Here is a 14,400-nt window from a genome sequence, read left to right as displayed (position 1 = left end):
GGCTTTTGGCGAGCCATCGCCCCTCTATTTACTTCGCTTTTATCTCAATGTTTGCCGCTTTATCGACTCAGAACTGCATCTTTTCTCCTGAATTCAACTCACCACTGCTTAATTTTTCAAACAAAAGGCAATCGTTTGCTTTTTATCTGGCAGCAGAAAATAGTTCTGGTATGATGCGCACAGTTTATCGATATCCTTACTAGCGTTGAGCTAAGCGATATCTTCTCTGTATGACGTTTGAAAAAGATAGGAATGTCTAAATGAGCCTTGCTGATCAAATCCTTGCCGTCAATGACGACCTCCCAATTCGCACTCACCAACCTGTTCATAGCGGCAAAGTTCGCTCTGTTTATTGGCTAACTCCAGAAGATAGCCAGCGTTTGATCAAAGAAAAAGGTTACAACGTTGCTCCTGATGCACCTTTAGCCATTATGGTAATCAGTGACCGTATTTCCGCTTTTGATTGTATCTGGCATGCCGAAGGTGGCATCAAAGGTGTACCGGGTAAGGGCGCGGCATTGAACGCGATTTCAAACCACTGGTTTAAGCTATTTCAAGAGAGCGGGTTAGCCGATAGCCATATTTTAGATATTCCCCATCCTTTTGTATGGATTGTGCAAAAAGCCAAGCCAATCAAAATTGAAGCGATTTGTCGCCAGTATATTACCGGTTCAATGTGGCGTGCTTACGAAAAAGGTGAACGAGATTTTTGTGGTATTCAATTACCAGAAAGCTTGCAGAAAGATAAAAAACTGCCAGAACTGCTCATTACACCATCAACCAAAGGCATCTTAAAAGGCATTCCCGGTGTTCCAGAAGCCGATGATGTCAATATCTCACGTCATAATATTGAAGAGAATTTTGCCGCTTTTAACTTCAGTCGTGTCGAAGATATTGCCTTGTACGAAAAGCTATTAAAAGAAGGCTTCGGCGTCATTAGCCATGCACTCTGCCAAGTAGAGCAAATTTTCGTCGATACCAAGTTTGAGTTTGGTTATGTCACCGATGCCAACGGCGTTGAGAAACTCATTTATATGGATGAAGTGGGTACGCCGGACTCTTCTCGTATCTGGGACAGCGCTTCCTATCAGCAAGGACGTATTGTGGAAAATTCGAAAGAAGGTTTTCGTCAATTCTTGCTCAACTACTTCCCTGACCCAGATATTTTACTCAACAAAGAACGGATGGCTGAGCGAGAAGCGCTTGCACGTGATAATGCGCTGCCTTTGGCTGCATTAATGGATATTTCCAACACCTATCTTGCGATTGCAGAGAAAATTGTTGGCCAACCGATCGTATTAAGCCAAAATCCAAAGCAAGAGATCATTACGATCCTGCGTTCTCAATATGGCTTGATTGACTAGCACTCAACAATAACGGGGCATTAAATATGCCCCGTTATCTGTTTATACCCTTACAGGGTGATAAGAAATTCATCTGGTTTTGTATTTTTTATCAAAGATTGGCTTTTATTTTGAATCAATTGGATCTGTTCAGAATCCAACGCATACGGCATTACTAATTTTAGCTCTTCAATCCCCTCTAATTTCGCCAATCTCACCAGTGAAATTAAATTCGCTTCATCACTACGGCGTGTTGATAACGACTTCAACGCCATTTCCCATAGGCGATCCTCTGGGCTTGATAATTCTTTAATGCTGTCTTTCCATACCGTACCAAAAATCGGTGCAAATGACGTCATGGCTTCGAGGAATGTCCATTTCTTATTACATGACGCACCAAGAAATGTAGTGTAATCAAACACCACCCGTCTCCTTTCTTGTGTATTCATTTTGTCCCCCGACAAATTGGCAGCACACTGTACTCAATATCATCCATGATTGTTCATATAGCAATAGGATATAAAAAAACAGTCTTTTATGCCTTAAAACCGAATGGATTGGCTATATCAAAACCAGATTTGTAACAAGGCATAAACAGACTTACTGACATATGTGTCTGATTGATTAATATTTCAAACCGTGAACAAAAAGTCGCTTTATCACTTAAAGTGATCATCGCTCAACACTACTTTTGAAATCTCTGCTTAAGGAGACCAATAGACAAAAATGTGTACATTGGCGCCCTCAGCAATTAACACGGAGAATTCTACCGTTTTTATCGGCATTCTTCAGTATTCTGTGCCATGTGTCGCCGCTCGTCTATTTACAATCTCATGAGTAAACCGTTATCATTTTTGAGTTCCCTTCTACCCTAAAATAGGCCGACAATGAATAATGATAAACGCCCTCTTTATATTCCCTATGCGGGCCCCGCTCTACTCAGCACGCCTTTGCTCAATAAAGGCAGTGCATTTTGTGCTGAAGAGCGCAGTTCCTTCAACTTAGAAGGCCTGCTTCCTGAAACGACGGAAACGATACAAGAACAAGTTGTTCGCGCATACCAACAATACTGCAGCTTTGAAAGTGATATGGATAAGCATATCTATCTGCGTAATATTCAAGATACTAACGAAACCTTATTCTATCGTTTAGTACAAAACCACATCACTGAGATGATGCCCATCATCTACACACCAACGGTGGGTGCCGCGTGTGAAAACTTTTCAAATATTTATCGTCGCGGCCGCGGTCTGTTCATTTCCTTTCCGAATCGAGATCGCATCGATGACTTACTCAATAATGCAGCGAACCATAACGTAAAAGTTATCGTAGTGACCGATGGTGAACGCATTCTCGGCTTGGGCGACCAAGGAATTGGTGGCATGGGTATTCCTATCGGCAAACTGGCACTTTATACCGCATGTGGTGGTATTAGCCCTGCTTATACTTTACCGGTCGTGCTCGATGTTGGAACCAATAACCCACAGCGCTTGGCTGACCCGATGTACATGGGCTGGCGTCACCCTCGGATTACCGGGGCCGAATATGATGCATTTGTAGAAGAGTTCATCCAAGCGGTGCAACGTCGCTGGCCTGATGCACTTATCCAATTTGAAGATTTTGCACAAAAGAACGCAATGCCACTATTAGAGCGTTATAAAAACCGTATTTGTTGTTTTAACGATGACATTCAAGGTACTGCGGCGGTGACTGTAGGTTCGCTATTGGCCGCATGCAAAGCCGCGGGCAGTCAACTCTCCGAGCAACGTATCGCTTTTCTTGGTGCGGGCTCTGCAGGCTGTGGTATTGCCGAAGCAATCATCGCGCAAATGGTGTCAGAAGGTATTTCAGATGCTCAAGCTCGTTCTCAAGTCTATATGGTTGACCGCTGGGGTCTGCTGCAAGAAGGAATGCCTAACCTACTTGATTTCCAGCAGCGCCTAGTGCAAAAAAACAAAGACACGCATGATTGGAACACAGAAGGTAATGGTTTCTCATTATTGGAAGTAATGAAAAATGGCAAGCCAACGGTGTTGGTTGGTGTTTCTGGGGCTCCGGGACTATTCAGTGAAGAGATTATCACAGAGATGCATAAACACTGCCCACGCCCGATTATTTTCCCACTATCGAACCCAACCAGCCGTGTTGAAGCGACGCCCAATGACATTATCCGTTGGACCAACGGTGAAGCACTCGTCGCCACAGGCAGCCCGTTTGCTCCCGTGTTGCATAACGGTAAAACCTACCCAATTGCACAATGCAACAATAGCTATATTTTCCCTGGTATCGGCTTAGGCGTACTGGCGGTCAATGCGCGTCGAGTTACTGATGAGATGCTGATGGAATCAAGCCGCGCACTCGCCAACTGTTCACCTCTGGCGCTTAATGGGCATGGTGCGTTACTTCCACCACTGGAAGCCATTCACTCCGTTTCCAAGAAAATTGCGTTTGCGGTAGCGAAAAAAGCAATTGAGCAAGGCGTTGCACTGGAGATCCCAGATGATGTGTTAGAAACCGCTATTGAGCAGCATTTTTGGCAGCCAGTATACCGCCGCTACAAACGCACTGCTTTCTAAGCTACTACTCTGCTGTCCCCTAAGCTTCGGCTGATGTTTAGGGGCTTTTTCTGTGAGTCAATATGATGAACTTTTTAGCGCCCGCAGGGCATTACTTATCACCGTATTTAACGGAGATATCAACTGCATTGATCGCTTGTTTGCTCGTGATGCTCGGTGGAGAGATTAACGCCGCGATGCGCAAGCTAATGCGCAACCAACACTTTGTCGTTCGCACATTTACGTTTATATTGATTAACGCTTTCGGCTACGGTTTGGTGATCATCAAAGCGAGCCCTTACCTTGCTCGGACACTTTCGCAGTTAGAATCAGGCATGATGTTTAGCATTATTATGCTCTGCTTTATTGCTATCGGGATCTGGGCACAAAGGAACCGTCAAATTTAGTGTTAAAATTTTCATCTTCAAATCACTCTCGCCCTGTTTGGAAAACGCGGGTTCACACGCTGCTTCGCTACGTGTCTGTACTGTTGTTCATTTCAAGCCTTTTTGTGCTTGGCATTGATCGCTGGGTCAGTTGGCAAGCCGAAAAACAAATCGTCACCGAGCAAAATCAAGTCGGTCAATTCCAAGTCGCTGTTGTACTTGGAACCAGTAAGTACTTGGGTAAAACGCTCAATGACTACTATACCCACCGAATTGAAGCCGCGATCGCTTTGTATGAGCAAGGCAAGGTAAAAGGGTTTTTACTCAGTGGTGATAATGCTCACCGTTCGTACAATGAACCGTGGACGATGAAACGCGATCTGCTGCGCGCTGGGATCCCGAGCGAACATATTTACTTAGATTATGCAGGGTTTCGTACTTTGGACTCCATTGTTCGCGCAAAACGCATCTTCGAAACCGACAATTTTTTGATCATTTCTCAACAATTTCATTGTGAGCGAGCACTCTTTATTGCCAACTACCATAACATTAATGCTCAGTGTTTAGCGGTTGCAGGGCCAACAACTCGTTCTGGTTTTAAAGTGAGGCTGCGTGAGGTCTTTGCTCGTACGAAAGCATTTTTAGATCTCTATATCACGAATACTCAACCTAAATTTTTAGGTCCCAAAGAGCCAATTGTGATCGAAGAGTTACCCTTAGAGCCAACCGAAGATGAAAGCTAAAAGAGGCACTGCGCCCCAGAAACCTTTCCTTCGACAGATTTCCGGGCCACTTTGGTTACGCTAATGTGGATAAGACATCAAACAAAGCGTCAATTTCACTGCGCGTGTTGTAGTGCATAAAACCGATACGGACAACTCCACCGCTGTTTTCAAGATCTAACTGACGCACTAAACCAAGCGCATAGAAATGCCCATTCCACACACAAATATTATGCTCGCCCAATGTTTTGGCCACAAATTCTGGGTGGTGATTAGCTAAGCGAATGGCAAAGGTCGGTGTACGTAGCTCACTGTTAGCCTTGGTCAGGCCATAGAGTTTAGCCGAACTCAATCCTTTAAGTTTATACAGAAAATACTCACTTAATTGGCGTTCATGCTGGTTGTATTGAATGAAACTATCGATCAAACGCTCTCTTAACGAGCCACTCGCGTCTCCCCATTGCGCCAAATATTCCACTGCAGCAATCACGCCTGCCAAACCTTCAAAACTCTGCGTACCCGTTTCAAAACGTCCCGGACCAATATTGGTTGCAGGTTCAACTTTGTAGGGTTTAAGTGCATGTAACCACTGCGAAGCGATATAAGCGATACCAACGTGTGGACCAAAAAATTTATATGCCGAACAGGTTAAAAAATCACAGCCTAATTCTTGTACATCAATCAAATGGTGCGGAGCATAGTGAACGGCATCCACATACACCATCGCGCCGACTTGATGCGCCGCATCCACAATGCGTTTAACATCGACAATAGATCCTGTGGTATTCGAAGCATAAGTGACCGCTACCAGCTTTGTTTTAGGATTGAGTAATGACAGTAAGTGCTCAACATCCAAAGTACAATCTTGTTGGTTCACCTTTACCTGGTGCACTGTTACGTGCTTATCCTGCGCCGCTTGCTGCCAACTGGAGACATTGGAGTAATGGTCAAGCGCAGTAACAATCACTTCATCGCCCGCTTGCCAATCTCGGCTAATGGCTCGACTTAGCTGAAAAGTCAACGAGGTCATATTCGCGCCAAATACAATATTTCCTGATGACTCAGCGTTCAGAAGCGCTTGCACCGACTCACGAGCCTGCTGCATTAAATCAGTGGTGATTTGGCTTGAAAAATAGTGTCCGCCCAAATTAGAGTTAAAATGGCCCAGATATTCACTCATTTTTTCTATTACCGACTTAGGTACTTGCGAGCCACCTGGACCATCTAAGAAACTCACTGACTTACCATGATATTTTTGCGACAAAGCACTAAACTGGGTACGCACTTTTTCAGGAGTGAAGATCATTTCGGCCATCCTTAGCGGTTAACACAAAAACATCCATATGACCTTCTTGCCCATGCTCAATCGAGCGAATAGGGCAAGCGTTATGCCATAACTTACTGTCCGCGAGCATCGCAATCTCACCATTTTCTAACACTTTCCGAAAGAAAGGGGCTTCATGGCAGTCTTGATAAAGCATAATTTCACCGCCGACGATGTTGTGGCGATTCACCCCCACCAACGCAATATGATCAAAACCATCTTGATGGACACCTTCTGGCGCGACTTGCGTCTCATCAAACACAGCAGCAATTCGGATCTGATGGATTTCAATCTCTTGCCCATTAGGCAGACCATTCATACTCACAAACACCTCGCACACTTCTCTCATCCCTTCACTTTGTAGCGTGGAGGGTAAAATAGGATCGAAATGACGCTTAATGTTGCCTTGAAAATGATTGATTTGATCGGTTTGCATAAAGTCATGCTTGTCCAACGCCTCGACTTTCCCTTTGTTAAATTGAACCACAGAGTAGCGCCGTAAACGATACTGACCATCAGCATGCTCCGTATGTGGTAATTGCGCAAAGGAGGGAGCAAGTTGTTGAATCGCTTTTTGACTTAATTGTGTAATCTGTAAAGTGTTTTCATGTACAGCTAACATCACCAGCTCCTTAATCAAATTATTGGACACATTAAATTAACAATTAATTTACATTAAGGATACGCACTAATATTGCACATTCAAGTAAAAATGAATGTTATATCTGTATGTGACTAGCAATATAAAATTTAATACTTAAATAATCACAAAAATAAGAATTAACATCCAATAGCGAGCATGACACATAGCGATTTTTAGACAAGCTCACTACTTCAAGGTTAATAGGCTTTTAAAAACAATGAATTACCAACATTAGGATGATGTAGGAATGGTATGTAGACCATGGGCGGGTTTAAAGGACATATCAGTAACTAATTTATCAACTCGATTCGACTAAATTTAGCATGTATTAATCCATGAGCCATATAGCATCTCATTAACTCGAAATTAGCACCATTTAAGTAGTAAGCCATGCCAAAAATTAGACTAAAGTTAATACTAGATCATCAAACTAATTGATATATTTGACTATTAAGACTTAGTTGAAACATCGCTCAACTGATAAGGAGATCCTCAACTCGTGAACTCTAGTATTAAAGTCACACTGTGGACTTTCATCGCATTAGGTTTCAGTGTAATCAATGCCTATGCGGCTATGGATCCTAAAGATAAATTTCTCCAAGCATTGGAGGGCATTGAGCAGATCACCTATTCACTACCGATCAAGGCAAAAGCACAAATTAGTGAACTAGAAGAAGACTACATCATATTGTCACAGCCTTCCGCTCTCGTTGTACGTTACTATTTGGCCAAAGCCACTGTATATGGGCTACTAGAGGAATATGATAGGAGCTTAGAAGCGGCACAATTAGGATTAAAGCGAACAGAACACACCAACGTTGAAACGCTCACTCTCAAACTAAGAGAGATTCAAGCTTTACGGCACCAAAAAGTCGACGTGTTGCCGAAACTTGACGCACTGTTAGTTGAAGCAGGAAACGATCACAATGCACAAATCGAATCAGAAGTATTACTAGCTAAAAGCCTCTATTACCAAGAGCAAGGCGAGTTTAAAAAATCGTACGCCGCAATAATGACCTCAATTGATACAGCAAAATCAATAGATAACAAAGAGTTAATGGAGAGAATATCTCACGGTCTAGGTCAAATACTGGTTCAGCTACAAGATTTTGATCGTTCACAGCTGTTACTTGAAAATTCCTACAGTTACTTCAAGCAGCGTAAAATGTCCTATAGCCAGTTGGTTAGCTTACTCGACATCTCTAAGTTGCAAGAGTCACGTAATCAAATCACGGCGGCGATCGAAACCTATAAAACCGCACTCAAGCTGGCACAAATACTGGGTGACGGGCGACATCGCTTTCGTATTAACATCGAACTTGCACGGCTTTATCGAGATACCAACAACCGAGATCAAATGCGCTTTTTCTTGAAAAAAGCAGAGGAACTGCAGTACAGAGAAAGCCAACCAGGCTACCTTGCCACTTTTCAGCTATTACAAACACAAGATCTATTGGAACAAAAACGCTACGGTGAAGTGATTGAATTTGTAGAACCACTCATTGCGCATATCAAACAAAGATCAAATCTACTTATTCAACAGATAGAGTTGTTAAAAGTGGCAGCACAGGCTTATGCTGGGCAAAATAACTACAAACAAGCCTATGAAACTTATGATTTTTATCATTTACGATCGCTCACACTTCGCAATGTTGAACAGATAGAGAACTTACAGAGACAACAAATGTTGTTTGATCTTGAGCGTCTACAATATGAAAATCAGGATCTAAACTGGAACAACGTACTTCAAAAGCTAGAAATTGAAAACCATCAGAAAACGTTTCATCTATTAGGTGAGATCGTCTTTTTCCTTGCTCTTGCATTAATCGGATTATTGGTCATATTTATCTGGGCCAACCGCTCTCGCATCAAAATGGGCATGCTTGCCAAAACGGACACCTTGACTGGCTTGTATAATCGACGCTACATGGAAGAACGATTTGCAAAACATCAATCCAAATCTTACCAAAATAGTAGCGAAGCGCTTATTAAACTCGCACAACGGATTTTGATGTGGCAACAGACTTGGTTCAGAGGTCAATCTGCACCTAAAAAAAACGCCGAACCATTCGACTCAGCTCAATTAGACGAACAGATCCAACATAATGAAGATGCAAAACCGATTAGCCTTATTTTGACCGATATTGATTATTTTAAAGTCATTAATGACACTTATGGTCACGCCTTCGGCGATCAAGTATTAGTGGAAATTGCGGCTATCTTTAAGTCATCGGTACGCTCTTCCGATGTTGTCGCTCGCTACGGTGGGGAAGAGTTTCTCATCTTACTACCCGACACTGACTTAAGCGTCGCTAGCGAAATTGCCGAAACCTTGCGCCGAAAAATTGAAGATCACCATTTTGTAACCGAATCACGAGAATCGGTATCCGTCACTTCGAGTTTTGGCGTGTTGACCGCAACGAATACTGATTTAGACCTCCAAGCATTGTGTGAAGAAGTCGACCAACTGCTTTATGCGGCTAAAGCCAGCGGCCGAAATTGCTTAAAAACACGTTGGCTGACTTATTAACCAAGTCCCATCATTGCTTAGTTTGGCTATATAACGATTATTTCTAAGCTAGCCCATGTAATCGCTTTAATTGACTCGAGATATTCCCTACAATCGTGTTAAATTTTCGAGCATTTTCGATACTGGAGTCCCCATGAGCAACGTGAAACATTGCAAACTTCTTATTCTTGGTTCTGGCCCGGCAGGTTATACGGCAGCCGTTTACGCCGCTCGCGCTAACCTTAATCCAGTTCTCGTTACCGGTATGCAGCAAGGTGGCCAGTTAACGACCACTACAGAAGTAGAAAATTGGCCAGGAGACGCCGAAGGCCTCACGGGCCCTGCTTTAATGGAGCGGATGAAAGAGCATGCCGAGCGCTTCGAAACCGAGATTGTGTTTGATCATATTAATGAAGTTGATTTTTCACAGCGACCATTCCGCCTTAAAGGCGATAGTGCAGAATATAGCTGCGATGCTCTGATCATTTCAACAGGAGCATCCGCACGTTACCTAGGTTTAGATTCAGAAGAAGCCTTTAAAGGACGAGGAGTTTCCGCTTGTGCTACTTGCGATGGTTTTTTCTATCGTAACCAAAAAGTAGCCGTTGTAGGTGGCGGCAATACCGCTGTGGAAGAAGCGCTTTATCTATCTAATATTGCGGCACAAGTTCACCTCATCCACCGCCGTGATTCGTTCCGCGCAGAAAAAATTCTGATTAACCGTCTGATGGATAAAGTCGCAAGCGGCAATATAGTGCTACACACTGACCGTACCTTAGAGGAAGTCTTAGGTGATGAGACTGGCGTGACGGGTGTTCGTATGAAACACACCCAATCAGAAACGACAGAAGATCTGGACGTGATGGGCGTCTTTATCGCGATTGGTCACAAACCGAATACCGACATGTTTGCTGGTAAGCTAGAGATGAAAGAAGGCTATATCGTGGTCAGATCTGGCCTTGATGGTAATGCAACTCAAACTAGTATTGAAGGTGTGTTTGCTGCTGGTGATGTGATGGATCACAACTATCGCCAAGCGATCACTTCGGCAGGAACAGGTTGTATGGCCGCCTTAGATGCGGAACGTTACCTAGATAGCTTGAACGATAAGTAGGCCTGAACGGCAAGTAAGCAAAAGGTTATTTTCCAGTTTTATAACAAAACCCTACAGCCCGGTGGTATATCCATCGGGCTTTATTTTGTATACTACCGCCCTTCCGTTTACATAATAATTCTCATTAAGCCTTCGAAATGGATAAGAAAAAGCAACGTAGCTTGAATAATTGGCTCAAACAGCAAAGTAAACTGGCAAAACGCTGGTTAATGATTGCTGTTGGCCTTGGCGTATTATCAAGTGTGTTTTTGCTGGCTCAGGCCGCACTCCTCGCCTCCATTCTGCATCAACTGATTATTGAACAAGTTGATAAAGCAGAGCTCATTCCCTATTTTCTTGGTTTGGTGGTGACGATTGCCGCACGTGCCGCGTGCGCATGGGGGCGTGAAATTGCGGGTTTTCGCTGCGGAGAGCAGATCCGCATTTATATCCGTCAGTTAATACTGGATAAAGTTCGCGAGTTGGGCCCTGCTTACATTAAAGGTAAACCTGCCGGTGCATGGGCAACATTACTGCTTGAACAAGTCGAAAACATGCAGGACTTTTTTGCGCGCTATTTACCGCAGATGTCATTATCTGTGTTGATCCCGTTTATGATTTTGATTGTGGTCTTTCCCGTCAACTGGGCGGCGGGTTTGATTTTCTTAATCACCGCACCCTTAGTGCCGCTGTTTATGGCCTTAGTCGGTATGAAAGCAGCCGATGCTAATCGTAAAAATTTCAAAGCTCTGCAGCGGTTATCTGGTCACTTTTATGATCGCCTGCAGTCGATGACTACAATACGCCTATTCAACCGCACACAAGCCGAAGCCGATCAGCTTAAAGGCGCTTCTGAAGTCTTTCGCACTCGCACAATGGATGTATTGAAAATCGCCTTTCTATCATCAGCAGTGTTAGAATTTTTCACCTCGATATCGATCGCCATCACCGCCGTTTACTTTGGTTTTAGCTTTATTGGCGAGTTGAATTTCGGCTACTACGGTACAGCCGTAACTCTATTTTCCGGCCTATTTATCTTGATCCTTGCGCCTGAGTTTTATCAACCATTACGTGATTTGGGCACCTTTTATCACGCCAAACAACAAGCTGTCGGCGCGGCTGAAAGCATTGTCGAGTTTTTGGAAACAGACATCAGCAAGGTGAAATCAGGATCTATCTCGCTCGACGGTGCACAGCAGATTGGCATTGTAGCGCAAGATCTCGAAGTGTTTAGTCCAGAAGGAAAACGCTTGGTCGGTCCAATTTCATTTACGTTAGATAACCATTCAACCACTGCGCTTGTCGGGCCAAGCGGTGCAGGTAAAACCAGCTTAGTAAACGCCATTTTAGGCTTCATGCCTTACCAAGGCAGTTTGAAAATCAATGGTATTGAACTGAGCGATCTTGAGCATACCAGCTGGCGTAAGCAGATCAGTTGGGTTGGGCAAAACCCACTATTGGTACACGGAACCATCATTGAGAATATCAGCCTCGGCAAGCATGACATGAGTGACGAAGCGCTTCATTCGGCTTTAGACAATGCCTATGCGGCTGAATTTGTCGACAAACATGGTTTGGATTACGCCATCACCGATCGATCCGGTGGATTATCTGTCGGACAAGCTCAGCGAATTGCACTTGCTCGCGCGCTGCTACAAAACGGCAATTTTTGGCTACTTGATGAACCAACCGCCAGCTTAGATGCCCGCAGCGAACAGTTAGTGATGCAAGGTTTGAACCGCCAAATTCAACACCACACCGCTTTAATCGTGACGCACCAATTAGCACCATTAAAATCGGTGCAACAGATTTTGGTGATGCAAAATGGGGCGATAGTTCAAACAGGCGATTACAACACACTCAGCCAGCAAAAGGGTCTGTTTTCAGATATGTTACAAGCTAATCAAGCGCTTGATGAAGCCAATAAGGGGAACCTTGATGCGTGATCTCATCCCTTACCTTAAATTGTATAAAAAGCACTGGTTTGGTTTATCTCTCGGCATGCTGCTGGCCTTTTTAACCCTGTTTGCCTCGATTGGCCTACTGACCTTATCCGGCTGGTTTTTATCCGCAGCGGCCATTGCTGGCTTAACCATTGCTCGTGAAACATTTAACTACATGCTACCGGGCGCGTTTGTACGTGGGTTTGCCATGGGACGCACTGCAGGACGTTGGGGTGAGCGTGTTGTCAGCCATAATGCTACATTCAAGCTGCTGACGGATCTGCGTATTTTTTTCTTCCAAAAACTCGCGCCACTGATCCCAGGTCGTGTGTCAAACCTCAGAGACGCTGATTTACTCAACCGCCTAGTGGCAGATATCGATGCTATGGATCACGTCTATTTACGCTTAATCAGCCCAGTAACCGTGGGTGTACTGGGCATTAGTGCATTAACGGCATTCTTATGTTGGTTCGACCCTGCCATTGGCTTAACCCTTGGTGCAATTCTTCTAACGCTACTGCTCGTGTGGCCAGTCCTCTTTTATAAACTGGGTCAGCGTAATGGTGCCGAGCTCACCCAGCACAAGGCGGATTTGCGTATTGCAACGCTTGACTGGTTGCAAGGCTACAGTGAACTGACCCTGTTTGGTGCAGAAAACCGTTACCGTGAAGCGATTCTTAGCGCGCAGCAAAAATTGCTGGTCAATCAATTGGCTAACGCTCATTTTTCTGGCCTTGCACAAGCGCTGCTCATGCTCGCTAATGGCTGGACGCTTGTGTTAGTGATCTGGCTTGCCGCCGATGGTGTGGCAGGTAATCAACCCGACCCGATGATTGCACTGGTGGCTTTTGCAACTATGGCAAGTTTTGAACTGCTGATGCCGATTGCTGGTGCATTTCAACATTTAGGACAAACACTCACTTCTGCTCGCCGCCTCAACGATATTATTCTGGCTGAGCCTGAAGTCCAATTTCCTACCGCTTCAACTCAGCACTCAGGTCAATTCGATATTGAATTTTCAGACGTAACCTTTCACTATCCTGACAGCAGCCAAGATGTGCTACGCGGTGTCAATCTCCATATTCCCGCAGGGCATCGCGTTGCGATAGTGGGGCAAACAGGCTCTGGCAAATCGACCTTAATGCAACTGCTGTCACGCTATTGGGATCCACAGCAAGGTAGCGTCTCCATTGCAGGTACCCACTTAACAGCGTGGAATGAGAGCGAACTTCGCCAAACCATCAGTGTGGTTAGCCAACGTGTAGATGTACTCAATGGCACGCTGCGAGACAACCTCGCGATGGCCAATCCAAGCGCAAACGATCAACAGTTAGCTCACGCCTTAACGCAAGTCGGTTTACATACTCTATTGGACGATCTAGGTTTGGACGCATGGCTGGGTGACGGCGGCCGTCAGCTCTCTGGTGGAGAGAAACGCCGCATTGGTATCGCGCGCGCGCTGCTCCACAACGGTTCAATTTTATTACTCGATGAACCCACGGAAGGCTTGGATAAACAAACAGAGCAGCAAATTCTGGCTCTGTTTCAACAGCATTTTGCGCATAAAACGGTCCTCTTTATTACTCACCGCTTGGTCGAGTTAGAAACAATGGATGCTATTTGCCTGATTGAACAAGGTGAAATCGTAGAATACGGTAGCCACCAAGCGTTATTGGCCAAACAAGGCCGCTATTTCCAACTACAGCAAACCTTGTAGCCATAGTTTGTCATTTGCTCGTTATGAGACTTATCTTTTTTAGGAACACTATGCTGAATTAGGTAACTGAAGCTTGCTATGAAAAATCTTCGCCCTCTTGCTTTGAGAGTCAGTGCATGAGGGTGAAGAAGCGGCCTTGCAAAGAAGCGGCAGTCAACCAAACTC

At 44.5% G+C, this 14,400-nt stretch carries 11 protein-coding genes; 8 read left to right on the top strand and 3 right to left on the bottom strand.

What is annotated here, in order from left to right; translation table 11 throughout:
* Positions 1-260: 260 nt before the first annotated feature.
* The gene (locus NB504_RS01610) at positions 261-1,364 is read left to right on the top strand and encodes a phosphoribosylaminoimidazolesuccinocarboxamide synthase (protein WP_017042032.1); all 1,104 of its coding nucleotides are present in this window, start codon (positions 261-263) and stop codon (positions 1,362-1,364) included.
* 50 nt (positions 1,365-1,414) lie between these two features.
* Here the strand turns inward: NB504_RS01610 and NB504_RS01605 are convergent, their stop codons facing one another.
* Positions 1,415-1,792, bottom strand: coding sequence for a hypothetical protein (locus tag NB504_RS01605; protein WP_026028036.1), 378 nt, complete (start codon positions 1,790-1,792; stop codon positions 1,415-1,417).
* 438 nt (positions 1,793-2,230) lie between these two features.
* On the opposite strand from NB504_RS01605, the gene NB504_RS01600 reads away from it, so the two are divergent.
* The 3 genes from NB504_RS01600 (at position 2,231) to NB504_RS01590 (ending at position 5,027) form a co-directional block, all read left to right on the top strand.
* Complete coding sequence (locus NB504_RS01600; protein ID WP_017044631.1) at positions 2,231-3,919, top strand: NAD-dependent malic enzyme; 1,689 nt, start codon at positions 2,231-2,233, stop codon at positions 3,917-3,919.
* 62 nt (positions 3,920-3,981) lie between these two features.
* Entirely contained in the window at positions 3,982-4,305 is a 324-nt protein-coding gene (locus NB504_RS01595) for a DUF3392 domain-containing protein (RefSeq protein ID WP_017042030.1), read from the top strand.
* The gene (locus NB504_RS01590) at positions 4,278-5,027 is read left to right on the top strand and encodes a vancomycin high temperature exclusion protein (RefSeq protein WP_258428188.1); all 750 of its coding nucleotides are present in this window, start codon (positions 4,278-4,280) and stop codon (positions 5,025-5,027) included. The genes NB504_RS01595 and NB504_RS01590 overlap by 28 nt, the downstream gene beginning before the upstream one ends.
* Positions 5,028-5,082: 55 nt before the next feature.
* On the opposite strand, the gene NB504_RS01585 is transcribed toward NB504_RS01590, so the two are convergent.
* On the bottom strand, positions 5,083-6,321 hold the full coding sequence (locus tag NB504_RS01585; protein ID WP_013857127.1) for a cysteine desulfurase-like protein: 1,239 nt from the start codon (positions 6,319-6,321) through the stop codon (positions 5,083-5,085).
* Positions 6,296-6,952 carry a 2OG-Fe dioxygenase family protein gene (locus NB504_RS01580; RefSeq protein WP_026028580.1) on the bottom strand — a complete coding sequence of 219 codons (657 nt, stop codon included), beginning with the start codon at positions 6,950-6,952 and terminating at the stop codon, positions 6,296-6,298. The genes NB504_RS01585 and NB504_RS01580 overlap by 26 nt, the downstream gene beginning before the upstream one ends.
* A 520-nt stretch (positions 6,953-7,472) precedes the next feature.
* Between NB504_RS01580 and NB504_RS01575 the strand changes: the two genes are divergently transcribed.
* The 4 genes from NB504_RS01575 to NB504_RS01560 all read left to right on the top strand — a co-directional run bounded on the left by NB504_RS01575 (position 7,473) and on the right by NB504_RS01560 (position 14,235).
* The gene (locus NB504_RS01575) at positions 7,473-9,503 is read left to right on the top strand and encodes a diguanylate cyclase (protein ID WP_258428127.1); all 2,031 of its coding nucleotides are present in this window, start codon (positions 7,473-7,475) and stop codon (positions 9,501-9,503) included.
* A 133-nt stretch (positions 9,504-9,636) separates the two neighbouring features.
* On the top strand, positions 9,637-10,596 hold the full coding sequence (trxB, locus tag NB504_RS01570) for a thioredoxin-disulfide reductase (RefSeq protein WP_026027123.1): 960 nt from the start codon (positions 9,637-9,639) through the stop codon (positions 10,594-10,596).
* Positions 10,597-10,733: 137 nt separating this feature from the next.
* Entirely contained in the window at positions 10,734-12,521 is a 1,788-nt protein-coding gene (locus NB504_RS01565; protein ID WP_088732223.1) for a heme ABC transporter permease/ATP-binding protein CydD, read from the top strand.
* The gene (locus NB504_RS01560) at positions 12,514-14,235 is read left to right on the top strand and encodes a heme ABC transporter ATP-binding protein/permease CydC (RefSeq protein WP_258428126.1); all 1,722 of its coding nucleotides are present in this window, start codon (positions 12,514-12,516) and stop codon (positions 14,233-14,235) included. The genes NB504_RS01565 and NB504_RS01560 overlap by 8 nt, the downstream gene beginning before the upstream one ends.
* The last annotated feature ends 165 nt before the right edge of the window (positions 14,236-14,400 follow it).

It is taken from the genome of Vibrio sp. RM-69-4, assembly GCF_024743775.1.
Classification (GTDB): Bacteria; Pseudomonadota; Gammaproteobacteria; order Enterobacterales; family Vibrionaceae; genus Vibrio; species Vibrio anguillarum.
This window is presented reverse-complemented; position numbering and strand designations above follow the sequence as displayed.